This window comes from Hyphomicrobium facile, from assembly GCF_900116175.1.
Lineage (GTDB): Bacteria > Pseudomonadota > Alphaproteobacteria > Rhizobiales > Hyphomicrobiaceae > Hyphomicrobium_B > Hyphomicrobium_B facile.
Map to the genome: position 1 here is coordinate 324,884 of NZ_FPCH01000003.1, position 19,881 is coordinate 344,764.

Annotated in this window: 20 protein-coding genes; 12 read left to right on the forward strand and 8 right to left on the reverse strand. The window is 57.0% G+C overall.

The genetic code is table 11. The annotated features are described in order from the left end of the window. Positions 1-64 precede the first annotated feature (64 nt). Positions 65-811 (reverse strand): glycosyltransferase family 25 protein, encoded by a 747-nt coding sequence (locus BM399_RS14570; protein WP_092868492.1) that lies wholly within the window; start codon positions 809-811, stop codon positions 65-67. A gap of 120 nt (positions 812-931) precedes the next feature. On the opposite strand from BM399_RS14570, the gene BM399_RS14575 reads away from it, so the two are divergent. Continuing rightward, the gene (locus tag BM399_RS14575) at positions 932-2,932 is read left to right on the forward strand and encodes a phosphoethanolamine transferase (RefSeq protein WP_092868493.1); all 2,001 of its coding nucleotides are present in this window, start codon (positions 932-934) and stop codon (positions 2,930-2,932) included. Between the two features lie 113 nt (positions 2,933-3,045). On the opposite strand, the gene BM399_RS14580 is transcribed toward BM399_RS14575, so the two are convergent. From BM399_RS14580 to BM399_RS14590, 3 genes are all read right to left on the reverse strand, one after another. Continuing rightward, positions 3,046-3,561 carry a hypothetical protein gene (locus tag BM399_RS14580; protein ID WP_092868494.1) on the reverse strand — a complete coding sequence of 172 codons (516 nt, stop codon included), beginning with the start codon at positions 3,559-3,561 and terminating at the stop codon, positions 3,046-3,048. 15 nt (positions 3,562-3,576) lie between these two features. Beyond that, positions 3,577-4,110 carry a hypothetical protein gene (locus BM399_RS14585; RefSeq protein WP_092868495.1) on the reverse strand — a complete coding sequence of 178 codons (534 nt, stop codon included), beginning with the start codon at positions 4,108-4,110 and terminating at the stop codon, positions 3,577-3,579. 352 nt (positions 4,111-4,462) lie between these two features. After that, complete coding sequence (locus BM399_RS14590) at positions 4,463-5,140, reverse strand: YoaK family protein (RefSeq protein WP_177228177.1); 678 nt, start codon at positions 5,138-5,140, stop codon at positions 4,463-4,465. A gap of 359 nt (positions 5,141-5,499) precedes the next feature. Here BM399_RS14590 and BM399_RS14595 point away from each other — a divergent pair, with 359 nt between their 5' ends. The 11 genes from BM399_RS14595 (at position 5,500) to BM399_RS14645 (ending at position 14,771) form a co-directional block, all read left to right on the forward strand. After that, positions 5,500-6,273, forward strand: coding sequence for an alpha/beta hydrolase (locus tag BM399_RS14595; RefSeq protein WP_425284083.1), 774 nt, complete (start codon positions 5,500-5,502; stop codon positions 6,271-6,273). A gap of 75 nt (positions 6,274-6,348) precedes the next feature. Then, a complete protein-coding gene (gene mdcA / locus BM399_RS14600) occupies positions 6,349-7,995 on the forward strand; it encodes a malonate decarboxylase subunit alpha (protein WP_092869118.1) in 1,647 nt (548 codons plus the stop codon). A 15-nt stretch (positions 7,996-8,010) separates the two neighbouring features. After that, entirely contained in the window at positions 8,011-8,328 is a 318-nt protein-coding gene (mdcC, locus tag BM399_RS14605; protein WP_092868498.1) for a malonate decarboxylase acyl carrier protein, read from the forward strand. Next, positions 8,325-9,266, forward strand: coding sequence for a biotin-independent malonate decarboxylase subunit beta (locus BM399_RS14610; RefSeq protein ID WP_092868499.1), 942 nt, complete (start codon positions 8,325-8,327; stop codon positions 9,264-9,266). The genes mdcC and BM399_RS14610 overlap by 4 nt, the downstream gene beginning before the upstream one ends. Then, complete coding sequence (gene mdcE / locus BM399_RS14615; protein WP_092868500.1) at positions 9,253-9,975, forward strand: biotin-independent malonate decarboxylase subunit gamma; 723 nt, start codon at positions 9,253-9,255, stop codon at positions 9,973-9,975. The genes BM399_RS14610 and mdcE overlap by 14 nt, the downstream gene beginning before the upstream one ends. Positions 9,976-9,982: 7 nt before the next feature. Further along, positions 9,983-10,630, forward strand: a complete 648-nt coding sequence (gene mdcG / locus BM399_RS14620) for a malonate decarboxylase holo-[acyl-carrier-protein] synthase (protein ID WP_244531270.1) — start codon at positions 9,983-9,985, stop codon at positions 10,628-10,630. Further along, a complete protein-coding gene (gene mdcB, locus BM399_RS14625) occupies positions 10,630-11,514 on the forward strand; it encodes a triphosphoribosyl-dephospho-CoA synthase MdcB (protein ID WP_425284098.1) in 885 nt (294 codons plus the stop codon). The genes mdcG and mdcB overlap by 1 nt, the downstream gene beginning before the upstream one ends. Further along, positions 11,514-12,464, forward strand: a complete 951-nt coding sequence (locus BM399_RS14630; protein WP_092868503.1) for an AEC family transporter — start codon at positions 11,514-11,516, stop codon at positions 12,462-12,464. Before mdcB ends, BM399_RS14630 begins: the two co-directional genes overlap by 1 nt. Before the next feature lie 10 nt (positions 12,465-12,474). Continuing rightward, the gene (locus tag BM399_RS14635; RefSeq protein WP_092868504.1) at positions 12,475-13,407 is read left to right on the forward strand and encodes an acyltransferase domain-containing protein; all 933 of its coding nucleotides are present in this window, start codon (positions 12,475-12,477) and stop codon (positions 13,405-13,407) included. 236 nt (positions 13,408-13,643) lie between these two features. Further along, positions 13,644-14,303 (forward strand): response regulator transcription factor, encoded by a 660-nt coding sequence (locus tag BM399_RS14640; protein WP_092869119.1) that lies wholly within the window; start codon positions 13,644-13,646, stop codon positions 14,301-14,303. Positions 14,304-14,393: 90 nt separating this feature from the next. Continuing rightward, entirely contained in the window at positions 14,394-14,771 is a 378-nt protein-coding gene (locus BM399_RS14645; protein WP_092868505.1) for a response regulator transcription factor, read from the forward strand. 243 nt (positions 14,772-15,014) lie between these two features. On the opposite strand, the gene BM399_RS14650 is transcribed toward BM399_RS14645, so the two are convergent. The 4 genes from BM399_RS14650 to BM399_RS14665 form a co-directional block, all read right to left on the reverse strand. Further along, complete coding sequence (locus BM399_RS14650; RefSeq protein WP_143117838.1) at positions 15,015-15,278, reverse strand: hypothetical protein; 264 nt, start codon at positions 15,276-15,278, stop codon at positions 15,015-15,017. 280 nt (positions 15,279-15,558) lie between these two features. Continuing rightward, complete coding sequence (locus BM399_RS14655) at positions 15,559-15,843, reverse strand: hypothetical protein (protein ID WP_143117839.1); 285 nt, start codon at positions 15,841-15,843, stop codon at positions 15,559-15,561. A gap of 326 nt (positions 15,844-16,169) precedes the next feature. Beyond that, on the reverse strand, positions 16,170-18,332 hold the full coding sequence (locus BM399_RS14660; RefSeq protein WP_177228178.1) for a PAS domain-containing sensor histidine kinase: 2,163 nt from the start codon (positions 18,330-18,332) through the stop codon (positions 16,170-16,172). 430 nt (positions 18,333-18,762) lie between these two features. Continuing rightward, positions 18,763-19,599: an alpha/beta fold hydrolase gene (locus BM399_RS14665; RefSeq protein WP_092868509.1), complete on the reverse strand. Its 837-nt coding sequence runs from the start codon at positions 19,597-19,599 to the stop codon at positions 18,763-18,765. Between the last annotated feature and the right edge of the window lie 282 nt (positions 19,600-19,881).

The window sequence follows — 19,881 nt, forward strand, 5'->3', positions numbered from 1 at the left end:
GGCCGCGATCAGATTTGGTCGCGGCCCTTATTTGTGAAATTGAGGCGCGCTTGCTTTCTCGCAATCAGGTCAAACCCACAATCGATTGGACCGCGCACCAAAGGTATCTGACGAGTCCCATCTGCTGAATATTGAATAAGTGGCGGGCGCGGCGATTATACGATCGCGGCCTGCTCCTTTTCGAGATCGTTGATGTAAGGCTGGCGTCGATGTGGACCACGGGCGGCACGACCCCGAACACATTCAATTTCAAATCCCACGGCCATTTTATTTCGACATCTATCGGCAGTCTTACAGTCCGCGGCCTCAACAGCTTGCGAGCACCCGCAGCGCTTACGATAAGCCCAGCCGCACCGGGCGGTATTTTTGAATACCGGACCAACCGTTTGCCTTTTGTCATCCTGGAAACGGTGTGAGTCGCCCACTTCGACGCACGCACGAGCCTGATTATATCCCAGTCATGGGGGGCACTTGAAACGGCTTCGTTGACCGCTTCTTGAAATGCCGCTGTCGGCCTTGCGTCGTCCTCTAAAACAACTGCCCAAGGGAGATTTTGGTCTAAGATTTTTGAGGCGGCCGTCAAATGGCTGGCCGAGCAGCCCGTCTCGCCGGGCGGCATCGAGAAGTCGTAGTAATCACGCAGTTTGTCAGGCAGTTCGTACCCTTCAATGCCGGAAACTCGCTCGGCACTGAGCCCAACCTCAGAGAGCGCTAATTCTATTCGCTCACGCCGCCGAACATCTACGTCCCGATTGATATAAAAAACGCGCATTTCGTCACGACAATCGATCTTATATATTCCGCTGCCCATCCTACAAAGCCGCTCATATCGCGCACAAGTGATAAAAATGACGTACAGATCATAAATGTCTGCGCCGATACCCGCGCGCCGCGCTTTCGCCCCTCCACCTTTGAGCGTCCAATATGGTAGATGCGAAAGCGGGATTGGCGCACGACGGATGGTTATTATCGACTCATGGTCCGGCTGTTATTTCGAAGCGAGAAACTGCGCGCTTTCCCATCCAGAACAATTGCAAGGCGAATAGCCGACATCTTGGGCGAAGCGGCGGGAACTCTCAAAGCCGCGACTGCAGTTATTGCGTCGCTTTTCTTTCTATTCAGGGTCGAACGTTACGACCCTCACGGAGGCATCGCGTTTGTTGCCGGAATTGTCGCTTCAATAATTATCGTCGGCTGGACAGCCGGTGTTTTTATTCGACTCCGAACTGCCCAATTGCCGATGCTTGGCTTCTATTTTCTTCTTCTCGTGTTTGGCGCTGGCGTCGACACGTACAATTTCGGCTATCAGAACCTCATCGGCTCTTGGGTCGTACTCACCGGTTCTATTTTTGCTCTTCACCTTGCCGGGAGCGCGTTACTGGAGAAGTTTCCTCGCCTGCGAGCCGCATTTTCGATGATATTTGCTGCGGCGGCGGGATCCTGGGTGCTCGCAGTATTTTGTTATAATTTGCGCTTCGGCGTCCCCATATCCAGCCAGTTGAGCGCGGCTGTCTTGGGAACGACACTGTTCGAGGCTCGCGAGTTCATCGCCGTCAATTTCGATTATTCGATCGTCGTCGCGTTGCTGATCTACGCTTTCGTCGTTCTCGCCCTTAATTTCGCGCAGTATCGCGTGAATCACCCGCCTGTTCGCCCGGCAACAGTCGTTGCCATAGCCGCGGTTGCCCTGGTTCAGCTGACCTATTTCTGGAGTCCCGGCGGCCTGTACGCAGCTACGATCGGTTACACCGCCACCTATCTCAAACAACTCAAAGCCCTGCGAGCCATAGAAGTGGCGCGCCAAAAAGCTCTTCCAACAATAGGCGCGCGCAAGATTGGCAGTGGAGAAACTTACGTTCTCGTCATAGGGGAGGCCCAGGATCGAGGTCACATGAGCTTGTATGGATACGAAAGGAAAACGACTCCTTGGATCGATGACGAAATCTGCGGCGCAAATTGGGTTCGCTTCACTCATCCCTATTCGAACTACGTCCAAACAGTGCCCGCACTGAGCCTGGCTCTCACGGCTGCAAATCAATACAACGGCAAAAGCTATATTGCGTCACCATCAATTCTCGATGTTGCGAAGTCCGCAGGATTTCGGACATTCTGGCTGAGCAATCAGCAGGGCTTGGGACGGTTCGAGAATCCCATAACGGCAATCGCCAAGGCAGCGGATGTCTATGTGAGGATCAATCAACGCGTCGGCCGGGAGAACCTCAGCGATTTTTCCGACATGGAACTGGTGGATCGTTTTCGCGCGATGAAAAATCAGATCAAGACCGATGAAAACAATCTGATCGTCTTTCATCTCATGGGAAGTCACCAAGATTATTGCCGACGATTTCCGGCGAGTTTTGCGCGGTTCTCTAAAACGCCTGCCTCAACACATATTCGCGCGACTGGCTGGCTTGATTGGTCTGCCACCCAAGAAAGCCGGCGTCGCCAACAAACGGATTGCTACGATGACAGCGTCGCCTTCACAGACCTAGTGCTGTCTAAAATCTTTTCTGAAGCAAAGCAGCTCCCTGGATTTCGCGCGTTCGTCTACCTTCCCGATCACGCCGAAGGGATCGATGCGGGTCTGGGACACGATCCTCAAATGTTTACATTTGAGATGGCACGCATTTCACTGCTCGTTTGGCTTTCGGACGCGTTTGAAAATGATGATCCTGAACGTGCAGCAGCGTTGCGGGATCACCGCGATGCCGTCTGGACGAATGACCTGCTTTACGAGCTGCTCTTAGGACTAACAGGAGTCGAGATCAAAAATTTCGACCCGCGTTATGATCTGTCGTCCAAACGCTACAGCCTCAATCCGGACTCGGCTCTCACCCTCCACGGAGGGAAAAAGGTAGCGGAAGATTCGGCCGGTCTAGAGGCGCCACAGCGCCCTTCGTTTTCGTTCTGTCCGCAGAGCGCCGCGCGTTGAGCGCACGGCGAGGAAGCCGGCTGCTCATAGGGCAACGGAAAAAGACGGGCGGCGAGCGCAATGTGCGTCTCGACCGCCAGCGGTTTTCTACTTATTCGATACCAAAGCGACGGCTACGGCTCAACCGAACGAATTTCGGGTAACTCAAACAAAGCCGATCCGACGCCAATGTCATTTGGCAAGCTATCGAGATCCACACCTCCCGACATTACAGCCCCTTGGAGCGCAACGGGGAGAGGCGGTCGCCAAGCCATTCCCGGATCACGCGACACTGACTTATCATCGTAATGATTGTCGAACGTGATGTTTAGGTTCTCCCACGCGGTATGATAACGTTGCGGAAGAAACTTCTTGATGACAAACAACGTGGGTCTTCTATCTCCGAAGGCGGATGTCTGAATCAGAATGCCGTCTGGAGGTTCGACGCCTCGTCTCCTTCGTTCCTCGGGCGAGAGAACGACGTCCAATACAAAAGCAAAGCGGTCTTTTGTGGGAAGGCTCATCAATTCGAAATACATTGATTGAAACGCGGGCGTCGTCGCGAACTCAATAAGTTCGTCATAGATCCCACGCATGACTGCGGCCAGTTCCGCAGGGCCAAATTCCAACCCGGGATAGGGCGTTTCCATCGACCCCTCCCCATGTCAAAGGTAATAACCAGCGCCGCCGCACGCGGTGCCGCCAATTCCTGGCAGTGTACCGCCGCCGCAGTGACAGCCGCCGAACCTTACCATTGGCAGCTCCGTTACATTCCCCAAATTGGTGTGACTGTCCGATAGTAATGCCGCCAACGCTGCTGGGTTATTCGCCCGCAAATCATCCAAAAGGCCGGGATTTGAGACGCTAAGCTTTATCAAAGGATTGGGCCGGCCATCAGGTAGGTCTCCAAGTTCTAAAGGCTTCGGGAGATCGCTTTCGAAATAACGACTAGAGATTCTCATGCCCTCAGGCAGATTTACGCCTTCCCGCCGAAGCGCCTCCGGCGTGAGCCGTTTGGTTGCTTCGAGCAAACGTTTTTCTACCGGTGCTGCCTTCACAGCTCTTAAGGCTGCGACATAGGCCGGTGCTGTAAGCGCATCGATAATAGACTGTGTTTCGTCTCTGAGGCGCGCCTTGACTTCCTCGCTCGTTGCCTCGTCGTCTTGCTCAATGACGGTCGAAATGACTTTCTTGTCCACGGGAAAACTCCATAAAATTGAATGCCGTTTTAAAATGTCAGTACGCGTTGGCTTATATGGAAATGCAAATTTCTTACGGCAGAAGTAGTAGCATGAGGGACGCCGTTTGGAAAATACGAAGCGTTACGAGTTCGTCGTTTACATGCCCCTCCGATTATCACCTCGCTACGGTGTTCGGCCCGTCAATTGATCCATGCTGAAATAACGTGGGCGGAAGTCTGGGACTTCCAGAGCGTCAAGCCGCAGCTATTGGCTGGCGGCCATCGGATCTTCGTGCATCATCGTGACGAGGATCGGCGTGCGCTTATCGTGAACGCGCAGTCGCAGGGATTCGAACGCTTAGTTTTTGCGCCTATTCGATCGACAATGCCAGAAGCACGAGCAGAATTCCGGCCGCGGCGGCGACCGCCGAGGCAACGCCCAATGATCCCACTGCGAATGTGCCGCTTATGACGCCGGTCACGAAGGCCAGCCACGACGCCGCGTTGGCTCCCGCCTCTGTAAACCGGGCCTTGCCGAGGCAGGCTCTTGCAAGCGCATCGCCGACCCCAAACAATGCGCCGGTGATAAAGCTCTTGCCCGTCGCTGCTCCGGCGATGGATTCGCGAATTGCGTTCTGCATCCCCATGGCCATCGTAACGAAAAGCAGGGCGGTGTTCGTGGCTAATATTCCGTCGAAGCTCCAGGCCGACAAGAAGCACACGAGTTCGCAGGTGAGCACGAGGGGCACACGGACGCGGCCTCCGACTGCATAAATCAAACTGCCCAAAAATGCACCGAGCACGAAGAGGGCGATGACGGCGCCGCCCCAGCCGATCACATGCTCATCGCGTTGGGCGATGGCCATGCCGAACTGCGTGCTGTTGCCGCTCATGAACGAGAGGTAGAGGTGTCCCATCGCGGTGTAGCCGACGGCATCGACGAAGCCTGCGAGCGCCGTCATCAACGTTGCCTGGCTAAAAGTCTTCCAGCCAGGCTGTAGCGAGAGTCCAGTTGCCGGCGCCGTTTGGCTGCTCGTTTGGAAATCCATGATGCCTCGCGCTCCGGTTGACTGCGGGCATTCTATCGTCGCGGATCTTCCCGCAGCAATCCGATCTCGGGAAGAGAAGATCATACCAATGCATATGTCGGCCCAGATGTACGCAATGCCATAAGCGGCGCAGATCACCGTTCCACGTGGCCGGTAAAATTTTAAACGTCTGCCTCATGGCCAGCACCTTTTCGGCGGACGGCATTCGCAAGAACAACTTGGGGTCGTCTGCATATACCTAGGTGTTAGAGCCGTCGTCCGACTGCATGGTCGCTTCGACCGAGAGCAGAATGGATGGGCTCTGGGGCTCCGACCTAAATTCAACGTTAGCAAGCCAACGAACGGAATGGAGAGCTAACGTGAAATCATTCAATGCCATTTTGGGTGCGGTCGCCGCGATGTCCCTGGTTTCGATTGCAGCTCCGGCAAGCGCTGAACCGATCAAGAATATCGTATTGGTTCATGGTGCTTGGGTGGACGGATCCGGTTGGAAGGCCGTTTATGATATTCTCTCTAAGGAAGGCTTCCATGTAACGGCCGTCCAGGAGCCCGAAACTTCGTTTGCTGACGATGTTACTGCTGCGAAGCGAATCCTCGATCTCCAGGACGGCCCGACGCTTCTCGTCGGCCATAGCTACGGCGGTTCGGTCATCACCGAAGCTGGTGTCCATCCAAAGGTTGTCGGGCTCGTGTATGTCGCAGCACACGCACCGGATGTCGGCGAAGACGAGGGGACACTCGGCAAGAAGTGGCCGAGCGTTCTGGCCAAGACGGAGGGCGCTGTTGAGAAGACGCCCGACGGCTTCACGTATCTCAAGCCGTCGGAACTTCCGAAACTGTTTGCGCCTGATCTGCCGCGTGCGCAGGCCGAATTCGAAGCCCGCTCGCAGGTGTTGGCGGCAGCGAGCGTATTCACCACGCCACTGACTGCTGCAGCTTGGAAGACGAAACCGAGCTGGGGAATCGTCGCCGGAAACGATCAGATCATCAATCCGGATCTTGAGCGCTGGTACTACGAACGAGCCAAGAGCAAGACGATCGAAATCAAAGGTGCAAGCCACTCCGTATACGAATCTCATCCCAAAGAAGTCGCCGCGGTGATCGCAGACGCTGCGCGGAATGCAGGAAACTAGGCGACGATGCCGGCTCCCAAGTCGGGAGCCGGCGACGCTTATGATCTGGCGCGTTCCATTCGAGGAGCATCACCGATGACCACTTGGCAGAAGGCCCGCACGGCGCGCGACGCCCGGATCGACGCCGGCGCAAAAGTCGCGAAGGGCAAGATCGTCGAGACCGGCGACGTCACCCGCTTACTGGAAGCCGTCATCCGGCCAGGCGACCGCGTTTGCCTGGAAGGCGACAACCAAAAGCAGGCGGACCTGCTCAGCGCGGCGCTTCTCGCTGTCGATATTTCCAAAGTGAATAATCTGCACATGGTGCAGTCCGGTGTCGTTCTGCCGGAGCACCTCGACTTATTCGACAGGGGCGTCGCAAAGAAGCTCGACTATGCCTATTCCGGGCCCCAGTCCGCGCGGATCGCAACCATGTTGTTCGGCGGCAAGATCGAACTGGGTGCGATTCATACTTATCTCGAGCTGTTTGCTCGCTACTTCATTGACCTTACACCGCACGTTGCCTTGATCGCGGCAGTGAGCGCAGATCGCGATGGAAACCTCTACACCGGACCGAACACCGAGGACACGCCGACTGTCGTGGAGGCGACGTCCTTCAAGGATGGGATCGTCATCGCTCAGGTGAACGAGATCGTCGACAAGCTTCCGCGTGTCGATATCCCGGGAGACCGTGTCCATTTCGTCGTCAAGTCGGACAAGCCGTTCTTCGTCGAGCCGCTCTTTACGCGCGATCCCGCCGCAATCACGGAAGGCCAAATCCTCACGGCGATGATGGCGATCAAGGGCATCTACGCGCCCTATGGTGTGCGGCGATTGAATCACGGGATTGGTTTTAGCACTGCTGCGATCGAGCTTCTGCTTCCGACATTTGGCGAGAAGCTCGGATTGCGGGGCAAGATCGCGAGTCAATTTGCGTTGAATCCTCACCCGGCGCTGATACCGGCAATCGAGTCAGGATGGGTAGAGCAGATCCATTCGTTCGGCTCGGAGGTCGGCATGGATGATTACATCCGTGCACGCTCCGACGTTTATTTCACCGGACCGGACGGTTCGTTGCGTTCCAACCGCGCCTTCTGCCAAGTCGCAGGACTTTATGCCTGCGATATGTTCATCGGCTCGACGTTGCAGATCGATCTCAAAGGAAACTCTTCAACGATCACCACTTCGCGCATTGCCGGTTTCGGCGGGGCGCCGAACATGGGATCGGATCCTCGCGGGCGGCGGCATCCGAGCGAACCCTGGTTGCAGGCCGGCCGGGAAGCCGACCCTGATAGTACACCGGCTTTGCGGCGAGGACGTAAGCTCGTCGTGCAGATCGGCGAGACGTTCGGTGAGAAGAACGTGCCGCTGTTCGTCGAAAAGCTCGATGCCATTGCGCTCGCTGAAAAGCTGAAACTCGATCTCGCGCCGGTGATGATCTACGGCGATGACATTACGCACATCATTACCGAAGAAGGCATCGCCAATCTTCTGCTTTGCCGGGATGCGCGCGAGCGTGAGCAGGCGATCCGCGGCGTCGCCGGTTACACGGACGTCGGCCGCGGCCGCGATAAGCAATTCGTACAGAGCTTGCGTGAGCGAGGCGTCATCCGCCGGCCTGAGGATCTTGGAATTGATCCGCTCGACGCCGACCGAAGCTTGCTCGCGGCGCGGTCGATCAAGGATCTCGTGCGGTGGTCGGGCGGTCTTTACGCCCCGCCGTCGAAGTTTCGCAACTGGTGAGGAGAGGCAACGACAATGGAAGATCTAACGTTTCGCCACACCACCCTCAAGCGCGCGAGCGGGCTGAAGCCCACGGCCATCATCGGCGTAGTGGCATCCGGAAACCTGGAAGTGCTCGTTGAGCGCGTGATGCCAGATGCTGAATGCCTTCTTGAAATAAGGACGGCCGCTGAAGGCTTCGGAGATGTCTGGGAAGCCGTGGTCGCCGACTTCGTCGAGCGCTATTCGCCCGGCGGTCTGAAGTTTTCCATCAACGACGGCGGGGCGCGTCCGGACACCGTATCGCTTCGTCTCGCACAGGCTGCGCGCTTGATGCAGGAGGATGACCGATGAGCGTTGCACATGTTGATAGACAATTGCCGGGAGAGACGCGTGCGGCGTCCAGTTGGTACGAGGCGTCGGCGCGCGAGCGCGTTCGTCTGCTGCTCGATGCGGGCAGCTTTCAAGAATTCATAGGACCGGAAGCTCGCGAGACGAGCCCGCATTTGCGGGTGTTCGATCTTCCCGAACAGTTCGATGACGGAATTATCGTTGGGTGCGGCAAGCTCGATGGATCGCCGGTTTTCGTGGCGGCCCAGGAAGGCCGCTTCATGGGTGGCGCCTTCGGCGAAGTTCACGGCGCCAAGCTGACGGGCCTGCTGCGCGCTGCTCGCGATGTGAAATCCGCTCCTGTCCTGCTCTTGCTCGATACCGGTGGTGTACGCCTGCAAGAAGCGAACGCGGGTGAACTCGCGATAGCCGAGATCATGCGTGCGGTCATCGAAGCGCGATCTGCCGGCGTAAAGGTCATTGGTCTCATCGGCGGGCGCTCCGGATGTTATGGCGGCGGCGGTCTGATCGCCGGCTGCTGTTCTGCACTCGTCGTGTCCGAGCAAGGTCGTATCGCCGTCTCGGGTCCGGAGGTCATCGAGACCAATCGTGGCGTCGAGGAATTCGATTCCCGAGATCGTGCATTGGTCTGGCGGACCATGGGTGGAAAAAGCCGCTGGCTCATCGGCGGCGCCGATGCCTTCGCCGACGATACTGTAGGCGATTTCCGCAAAGCCGCTCTGAAGTTGCTTTCCTCAACTGCGGACTTTGGCCTCGACACGTTGAAGGCCGAGCAGTCGCGCCTCGAAGAGAGGTTGCAGAGTTTCGGCGAATGCCCTGATGCGCTCGATATTTGGAGAACAGAGGGTGTTTCCGACCCGCGGTCGATACCCGCTCTGCCCGCCGATCAATTCATCGCTCTTGGCGATAAAATCCGGAGGACCAGCCGTGACGCTCGATGAGATTCTTGCATCGCTCTTTCCCAATGGCCGGGACGTGAAGAACCAACGCGGCGTCTTGTTCGGATCGGGCACGCTCCGGTCCGGAGAGCAAGCGCTCGTGATCGGTGTCAGCGATCGGACCCCGCTCGGCGTCGACGAGGCCGCTCGTCTTTCTCGATACGTGTTGAGTTCTGTCGAGTCTGGAAAGGGTCCGATCGTCGTCGTTGTCGACAGCGACAGCCAGCGGATGAGCAAACGCGACGAGCTTTTGGGTCTCAATGAATATCTAGCGCATCTCGCTAAATGCCTCCTCTACGCGGACCTCAACGGGCGCCCGACAATCGGCATTCTTTACGGCCACACGGCCGCCGGAGCTTTTCTTGCAACGGCAATGGCGACCCGCGTGCTGGTCGGATTGCCGGGCGCCGATCCGGTGGTGATGGATTTGCCCTCCATGTCCAAGGTGACGAAGCTCTCGATCGAAGTCCTCGAGGCGAAGGCGAAATCCACGCCGGTCTTTGCTCCGGGTCTGCAAAATCTTTCGCAGATGGGCGCCGTTCATACCGTCTGGGACACGTCACGGCCGCTCGTCGATCAGTTGGAAGCGGTTCTTCGTGAAACCACAGATGCGCGCGACAGGCGTGATGAACTTGGAAAGCAACGGGGAGGCCGAACAAAGGCTGCAGACATTGCAGAGAGAGTCCATGACCTTGCACTTCATACCCTGTGAGCGCCCGATGCAACGCCATGATCTCGTCTTTGTCTGCCCGGAAGCGTGGCGGTCAATGCTCGCGACGCGTAGCGATCTCGCCGGCGATCCGCTCGTGGCCCGGTGGGCTGACAATGGCTGGCCGTTGATCGGGCGGCGGCCGATTCCTGGCGAAGCGCCGGGCGTGGCGTTGGGTTTGCCGCTACCGCCGTTTGCCGGGAAGCGCCGGCTTTCCTTCGTCATGCAGTCCGAGGATGTCATCTCGATTTCGAGGCCTCCGGCTCTGCGGATTGCCAGTCGCGTGGCTCCCAGGGCTTGGCGGCCGACGCTCGACACTCTCGCAGAGATCGCTTCTCAGCACGCAGTCGAAGCGTCCGTGTTCGGAAGCTTGGCATGGCGTGCGCTGACGGGCCTGGACTATCTGACGGATCAATCGGATCTCGATGTGCTGTTCCATATCGATCGCGATACCGATCTTTACGGTCTGACCGCGGACATCGCAGTTGCCGACGCACTAGCACCCATGAGGATCGATGGCGAGTTGATGCGAAGCAATGGCGCTGCCGTGAATTGGCGAGAGATTCACACTGGCGCAACCGAGATCTTGGTCAAGACGACCGGTGGCGTCGGGTTGTTCGAAACCGATCTCTTCCGTCTGGGCAGGATACCATCATGATGGTTGCTCCAGCTCAGCACGCATTGCGCGAAGATTTGTTGCAGACCAAGGCGACGTCAATAGCCGATGTGCATTCGATCGGCGAAAGCGCCGCTCGATGCCTCTTGTTGGAATTGGAGACATGGCCAAAGCCTGGCCTCGTGAGCCACGTCGATACCGGCAGCCACGACGATATGGACGCTGATACGTTTCGCGCGAGTGCGAAAGCGATCGAGCCCTTTCTCGGCGCCTTGGCCGACGCGGGCGCGCGCGGTTATGGAATGAGCCGTTTGAGGATCATCGGCCTCGAGGCCGAAGCGGCAATGCTCGACGCAACTGCCGGAATCAATACCCATCGTGGCGCCATATTCGGGATGGGGCTGTTATGTGCGGCCGCGGGCGCCAGGGCGAACGGGATCATGGATCCCACGTTGTCGTTGGGTTTGATTGTTTCCCGACTTTGGGGAGAGAGCATTCTCGATGGGCCAGTCCTGCTGCACAGTCACGGCAGCGGGGCGCGCCGGCGCTTTGGCGCGGAGGGCGCGCGCATGGAAGCCGCCCGCGGCTTTCCCAGCGTCTATGAGGTTGGCTTGCCGGCATTGAGATCGGCGGCGCGCAAGACGCCCGACGACGCGGAAGCTCAGCGCATTGAAGCTTGCTTCGCTCTGATCGCAGCTCTGGAAGACACCAATTTGCTTCATAGGGGCGGGCTATCGGGTCTGCAGTTTGCGCGTCGCACAGCGCAGCAATTTCTCGATGAAGGCGGTGTCGGCGGTTCCAGGTGGAGAGAGCGCGCTCGCTCGGTACACGAAGCGTTCGTCGCCCGTCGCCTCAGTCCAGGTGGATCGGCGGACTTACTCGCCATGAGTCTTTTCGTTGCAGCATACGATGGGGTGGAACGCTAATGGCAAACACAATCCTCTTGGCGCTTGCGCCTATCTTCTTCGTGATGGCGCTTGGCTACGCTGCGGGGCGATCACACTATGTCGAGAACCATCATGTCGATGGGCTCAACGCGCTCGTGATGAGCTTTGCGCTTCCGGCGTCCCTTTTTGCTGCAACCGCATCGGCACCGCGCGCCCAACTGCTCGAACAGGTTCCGCTTTTCGCCATCTCCAGTGTCGTGATGCTGGTGGTATTCCTTGGCTGGTACTTCTTTCAGACGCGATCGCCAGGCGCGAGCAAGCCTGACGCCTCGCTCCAGGCGCTGACCATTGCGTTTCCGAACCTTGCCGGTGTCGGACTGCCAATTCTGGCGGACGTGCTCGGGCCCGCAGGGACCATTCCATTGGCGATCGTCTTGGCGGCCGGCTCCATTATCATCAGTCCGCTCTCGCTTATTCTTGTCGAGTTGAATGATCCCAAGAAGCGAGCTTCTGCCGAGGCGCCGAGGACACGAGTCCGCACTGCGCTACGGCACGCGCTCACCAAACCGGTCGTATTGGCGCCAGCGTTCGGAATTCTGTTCGCTCTCTGTGGATTGAAGTTAGGCCCAGTTATTGGCGCCTCCCTCTTGTTAATAGGGCACGCGGCGCCGGGAGTGGCACTGTTCCTAACTGGTCTGGTCCTGTCAGCCGCATCGTTTCGCTTGGATAAAACAGTCGCCGTCGCGACCGTCGTAGCCAACATTATTAGGCCGCTTCTGACTGTCGGAATTGTGATGGCCGTGCCGGTTTCATCAGAGACTGCAAACGTCGCGATTCTTCTCGCGGCTGTGCCATCGGGCTTTTTTGGCATCCTTTTCGCCGTCAACTACCGCCTCGATTCTGCGGCGATCGGATCAATGGTCATTGCCAGCACTCTGCTCAGCGCCGTGACGCTGGCGATCGCGATAGCCGTTCTCTTTCCGCACTGAGACGCGGGTCATGACCCTTACGATTTTATGTTCAGGTCAAGGACGGCAGCACTCCGGCATGTTCGCCCTGACCGGCGATGTGCCGGAAGCCCAAGCACTGTTCGCACGTGCTGCCGCTTTGCTCGGCGGGCGCGATCCGCGCGATATCGTGCTGACCGAGAACAGTGAAGCACTTCACCACAATCGCATCGGTCAAATTCTCTGCTCCTTGCAGTCGCTTGCAGCCACCGTCGCGTTGCGTGACGTAATTCCCGACCGAATTATCGTAGCGGGCTATAGCGTCGGGGAAGTGGCTGCTTGGGGTGTTGCAGGCGTCTTGAGCATGATCGACACGTTGGATTTGGTTGCGCGCCGGGCGGAAGCGATGGATGCGGCCTCTCCGGCAGGCGATGGGTTGCTCTTTGTGCGCGGTCTTTCGCGCGAAGTCGTCGACGCGTTATGCGAAAAACATGATGCGGCCGTTGCGATTGTCAATCCGGACGATGCCTTCATAATCGGGGGATGCCGAAAGGCACTGCAAATCATCGCGCAAAAAGCAAAGGAGATGAATGCCGTGCGGGTGGTCGATGTGCCCGTGGAGGTCGCCTCACATACGAAACGCCTCGCCAATGCATCTTCGACATTCCGCGAAATTCTCGATCATGTGCCCGTGACGCTACCGGCACCGAACCGCGTACGGCTGTTGAGTGGAATAGATGCATCTCCGGTCGCTGATATAAAGATCGGTTCGGATAAGCTTGCGGCCCAAATATCTCAAACGGTGCATTGGGCTGATTGTCTTCAGGCATGCATTGAGGGCGGAGCAACGGCCTTCATTGAGCTCGGCCCAGGACCCGCGCTCAGCGGGATGGTGACGGCAGCCTATCCAGGCGTCACTGCAAGATGCCTAGACGATTTCAGAACGCTGGATGGCGCCCGCGCCTGGCTTAAGCGGTACTCATAGAAACGTCATTGAGCGGTGTTCCGGGGGCGGCGGCCTATATACCTTTGTATATATGCGCTGCCAAAAGGTTTGCTGGGCGATTAGGGCGGAATACGGCTAGATCAAATTATGCCGCCTGACAAAAAGGCGGAAGACAGCCGGGCCAAACTCTCGTATTTTTTCGAGCGAAATAGGGCGAGTTTTGGTCTGCCGAGGAAGCGATCTGCGATCAGCAGGCGGATAGGATGCGCGAGCATATGACGACAATACCCAGCTCAAGGAATTCAGCAGCCCCGCAGTCGGTCGTCTACGTCATCGATGATGACGTCGCTCTCCGCGATGCGCTTAGCAGTCTTTTCAGATCGGTTGGGCTGCACGTCGAGTTGTTTGGTTCGGCGTCAGAGTTTCTGAAGAAGAAGCTGCCGGATATACCCAGTTGTCTCGTGCTCGACATTCGGCTGCCGGGCGTTAGCGGTCTCGACTTTCAGGCTCAACTCGCGAAGTCGAACATTCTGATGCCGATTATCTTCATCACCGGTCATGGCGACGTTCCCATGTCGGTGCGAGCGATGAAAGCGGGTGCGATCGATTTTCTTTCCAAGCCTTTTCGCGATCAGGACATGTTGGACGCTGTTTTCTGCGCGCTCGAGACTGCTCGGAAGCAATTGGACACGAAGCGTGACGTGGCCGATTTGGTGACGCTGTACGGAAGTCTCACCGCTCGTGAAAAGGAGGTCATGGCGTACGTGACGAAGGGCCTGATGAATAAGCAGATCGCTGGCGAGCTGCAGCTGAGCGAAATAACCGTGAAAATTCATCGTGGTCAGGTGATGCGGAAGATGGGGGTTCGCTCAGTCGCAGATCTTGTGCGAGCGGCGGAAAAACTCGGGGTCGCGGCAAAAAGTACTCAGGGCTAACACGAGTGTATAATTCCAATTTAGCGGCAGAACTCCTACCTATAAGATGTTGCGCGGCCGTTTCGCGCTAACTTCCGAAAGGGCAAGTTCGTGGCGCAGGATTCGAAAATCAGCATTGTCGACGACGACGAATCCATTCGTTCGGCTACGGCGAGCCTTCTCAGGTCTTATGGATTCCGCACGACGACATTTAGCTCCGCCGAGGAATTTTTGCGGTCCCCTCATGTTAACGACACGTCCTGCTTGATCTCCGATGTGCAGATGCCGGGGATGACTGGCCCTGAATTGCAATCCCGTCTTCTCGAGTTGGGGAACAACGTCCCCATTATCTTCATGACGGCTTTCCCTGATGATCGCATTCATCGACAAGTCGATGCAGCAGGGGCTGTCGCGTTTTTAAGAAAGCCGTTCGACAGCAAGCTCATGGTCGAATGCGTAGATAAGGCGTTGCACCGGTCTCATCAGTGAGACGGTCTGCGCTGATCGCGGCGGCGCATAAAGTCCCAAACTAATATCGGAAATTGGTCTGCAACTCGGGCAGGCCGGAGCGTGGCATCCAAGCGATGTAGATTGGTGTTAGGACGGAGTCACACCGACTCAACCGAGCGTGTCAAAGCGATCTGCAGTGGAGCAGCCTTGTTCAGGAGGTTGGAAGACGCCGCAATGTCGAGGGTTCGGTGTTATATGCGGGGGGATGGAATGGCCGTCGAATTACCGGGCCTCGGCTCGTTTGGTAAATTCGTGCGTGAGGCGCAAGCCACCGCTTTCGGTTGAGATCAAAAGCTCTCGCGTTTCGAGCTCGAACACACTGTCGTTCAGCTGGTGTTCGCTAAGCTTGAGAAGATCCATGATGAACGGGCAACTCAGGTCGTCGTCGATCCGATGCGGGTCTCGACCTTCGTCGGTATTGAGACGGGACAAAACTTCGAGCATTGCAGTGACGCGCTCGGTTGGCCGGTTTCGCCCTGCTTTCACGAACTTTTCGCGACGGGCCGCAAATTCTTCCGGGTATCCCAACGTTGAGGACGTGTCGCTTGAAACGTCAAAGGACATCGCCGGACGTAGCGATCGGGATTTAGGCGGGGCCCGCATGCCTGCTAAATGACGCTCGGTAGATCCTGTGGCGCGGCGGGGAGGTTGCGAGAAGTTCAGCTCGGCAGTCATTGGAACCTCCCTATGCGATGGGTGATAATATTGAAGGCCGGCATTGATGTTGTTGGCTGCCGGCCCTCAAGCGTGGCGTTCATATCGCAGGTTAGTGAGGAATCTGAGCGCGCTCCTGGTCGACAATCGACGGGTCCTGGCCTTTGGAGGCGCCAGGGTCCACGTTCGGCTGAACCGTGTTTCTGATCTGGTCGCGTTCCTGATTGACCACCGATTTGTCGTCGCCACGCGATGCGCTGGCGTCGACATTCGTCTTCGTCGAATTGTCGATCTGATCACGTTCGAGGTTTTTGACTGACTCCGCGCGCACCGGCAAAACGGAAAGAGCCATAACGCTTGAGATCACTGCGAAGGACAACATCTTGTTCATAGACATGGCTTGGAACTCCATAAGAAGGCTGCGTCTTGCTGGCTCTTGCACCGCCCTTAAGGGCATCTCGAACCAGCGACGTCACAACAAATAGTCTGTGAAGGGCGCACCTCTCCATTGTACGTGCGATCATGCAGCCGCCACGAAAGCGTGATCGAGCAAGACGAATGTTTTGGATGGCTATACTTAGGTATGTCGGATGTGCCGAGGGGACATCGCGGCCGCTGATTTCCATCGCTGAGACCGCTGCTTCTGACGGCCAAATCGCGGCTAACCTCACGCCAGGCATCTGCTTCTGATTGCGCTCGCGCGCTTTCAAGCCTTTCGAAGGGCTAGGCAGCACTGGCAGACGAAATATCGTCGTTCGAGGGAACGATGAATTGGAACGTCATGCCAGGACCTGCGTTCGAATTGGCCCAGATGCGGCCACCATGAGCTTCGATGATCGACCGGCAAATCGACAAACCCATCCCCATGCCGTTTGCTTTGGTCGTGTAGAACGCAGCAAATAGCTCTTCACTGGGCTTTGAACCGATGCCCGGCCCCGTATCCTGGACGCTGACGAGCACGTTCCCTGTTTCGGGGCAAAGGGTCTGAATGGACAACACGCGCGGCCGATCCTTTACCTTCGCCATCGCCTGGAGCCCATTCATCATCAGGTTGACGACGACCTGCTGCAACTGGATTCGATCGCCGATCACTGCAGGCAATCCGTCTCCCCAACTCGTGCGCAGACTGACTTGATGGGTAAGAGCTTCATGCCGAACCAAGCGGACGACATCTTGTACAAGCTCATTGATATCAAGTTTGGCGGCAGCCGGTTCCGCTTTCTTCGCAAACTGACGGATTCGGTGGATCACCTCGGCGGCTCTGTTGGCCTCGCTCACAATACTCGCCAGTCCGGAAAGCGCTTCATCGACATCAGGAGTTTGGCGTTGTAGCCAGCGCTGACTTGCCTGCCCGAGCGTCACGATGGCTCCCAGCGGCTGGTTCACCTCATGCGCGATCGAGGCGCTGATCTCGCCCAATGTGGCGACTCGCGCGGCATGAGCAAGATCGGCCTGAGCTGATTGCAGTGCCGTTTGGGCGCGCCTGGTATTGGTGACGTCCATCAACGCTCCCACGATTTCCTCATCGCCGGAAGCATACTTCACTCGACGGGCCCGGACGTGGAGATGTCTCAAATCCCCGTAACGTGTCAGCAGACGGTGCTCAAAGTCGAACTCACGCTCACCGTTGATTGCTCGTTTGATCTGCTGCTTGACGAAATCACGGTCGTCTTCGTGCACCTGATCGAACATCAATCCGATGGTTGGTGAGGCACTCGGATCAACCCCAAGGATTTGGTAGGCTTCTCTCGACCATACCATCTCGTTGTTTGCCGGCTTCCACGCAAAACTTCCCGTATGACTGAGGCGCTGCGCTTCATCGAGATAGGCCTGGCTGCGCAATACGGCGAGCTCTGCACTTTTCAGATCTTCGATGTCGGTGTTCGTCCCGTACCATTTTACGATTTCGCCGTGAGCATCGCGCCTCGCCTCTGCGCGAAAAAGAAGCCAGCGATATGTTCCGTCAAATCGGCGCAGGCGGCCTTCATCTTCGAAGGGTTCTCCGGTTGCCAGGCTGCGTTGGTAGCGTTCTACCATCCGATCAATATCGTCGGGATGAAATGCCGCTTTCCAATTCCATCCTAGGGCGTCGCTCAATGCGAGGCCCGTATAATCCAACCAGCGCTTGTTCAGATATTCGGCGGATCCGTCTGGCCGGCAAATCCATCCCAAAGTTGGAATAGTGTCGATGAATAACCGAAGCTCCATTTCCTGTTGGCGGCGCTCTTCCTCTATTCGCTTGCGTTCCGAAACGTCATTGTTGGTTTCGAGAATCGCAATCGGCCGCGACTTGTTATCCCGCCGCAACGACCAGCGGCTCGCGACCGCGATTTGACGGCCGTCTTTGCATGTACGGAGGAGTTCGCCCTCCCAGCGACCTGTGCGGTACAGCTCGACCATTAAATCCGTCAACGGTAGCGGATAGACGGTGAGCAAGAGCTTCTCAGTCGATTGTCCAAGTGCTTCTTCTTTGGTCCACCCATACAGCAGCGCTGCACCTGAATTCCAAAAGGTAATGGAATCGCCGATCTCCCGGACAAACACACCATCGTGTGTCAACTCGAGGAGGCCGGCTTGTTCTCGAGAGGTGTTGGCCGACTCTTGCGTCTTCAATGCAAGCAAGGTCGTCAGCAGGATGGTGAGTAGGCTCCCGACGCATCGCATGAAAGGACCAATTTCATATTGGCGGCCGTGCTGAATTGCGTAAGCCAAAACGGTCAGCGTCAAGCATCCGACACCAATGGCAAGGATGCCCCGTCGTGTTGCAAGCCGCGCTGCGAGAAGCACCACAACCGAGTAGAGAGCCGCTACCGCGATTCCCAATGGCGTATAGATATCGATGATGAAAATTGCCATCGCGATCGACAGTGCTCCGATCGTCGTCACTTCGGAGAATCGCGACAACGCAGCGGAGCTCGGTCTTGAAGCGTCGGCAAGCGGCTTTTTCATGCGGTTCCAAAACTCGGGCGCAACTTCAAACGGCGGCGTACGTCATATCGCGAAGCGAGGGACGAGGCGGGACCTGATCATAAGACCCATGACGATCTGACATGCGAAGCCACGCCCGCCATTAAAGGCTAAAGCCGAGCATAATTGTTTGCCAATAAGTAAATGTTTGCTCAAGGGATAAATTTACAGCGTTTAATCGTGAATATGGCCCCGAGCGCGATGCATTGCCGAAAGCGAATGCCCAAATTTTCGGCTGCGTACTGATAAAGAAGGACGCTCTGACGAGCGCCCTGGGGTGTGAGCTAAAAAGAGAATTGTAAAATAGGAGGGCAGGCGAACCGCCCTCCTAAAGTTTATCACTAATCGCTCAGCTTTTCACGAAGGCGAGAAGGTCCGGATTGATAACGTCGGCATGGGTTGTGAGCATGCCGTGCGGATAGCCGGGATAAACCTTCAGCGTGCCGTTTTTCACGAGCTTAACCGAGAGTCGCGAAGCGTCATCGATCGGAACAACTTGATCATCGTCACCGTGCATGACGAGCGTCGGCACACTGATCAGCTTGAGATCTTCCGTCTGGTCGGTCTCTGAGAACGCCTTGATGCCTTCGTAGTGTGCCTTGGCACTTCCGGTCATGCCTTGGCGCCACCAATTGTCGATCACGCCCTGCGAGATTTTCGCACCGGCACGGTTGAAGCCGTAGAACGGGCCGGAAGCAACGTCGACATAGAATTGGGAGCGATTGGCCGCGAGGCCTTTGCGGAGGCCGTCGAAGACTTCGATCGGCGTGCCGCCGGGGTTCTGAGCAGTCTTCACCATCAGTGGCGGGACTGCGCTGACGAGGACGGCTTTGGCCACGCGCCCCTGGGGCTGTCCGTAACGAGCGACATAGCGCGCAACTTCGCCGCCGCCGGTCGAATGGCCGATGTGAACGGCGTTGCGTAGATCGAGATGTTCGGCGACCGCGGCGGCATCGGCCGCATAATGGTCCATGTCGTGCCCATCGCTGACTTGGCTCGAGCGACCGTGGCCGCGACGGTCGTGGGCAACCACCCGATAGCCATTCTGAAGAAAGAACAGGATTTGAGTGTCCCAATCATCGCTCGACAGCGGCCAGCCATGATGGAAAACGATCGGCTGCGCGTCTCTTGGGCCCCAATCTTTGTAGAAGATGTCGACGCCGTCCTTGGTGGTTACGGTGCTCATAGTATTTCTCCATATTGAACGCGGATAAATCGGGGGTGAACTTAAGAGCGGGCTCTTGGGGCAGGTATGGTACGTTCGGCTCGCCGTATCATACGAAAGGCTGAGTGAAGAAGCGCTCTAGGACGGAATCCGCCGGCGCGCGCGATTGCAGATTGCAATGTCCGGGTGCGGTAAATGGTGAAAAATTGAGTTTATGGTTGGCTCCGTCTCAAGCGCATGGAATTCAGCGAAAAACCTGAGACGGTGTTCATTAATAATTCGTTCCCCGCCTCTTCGAGCCGC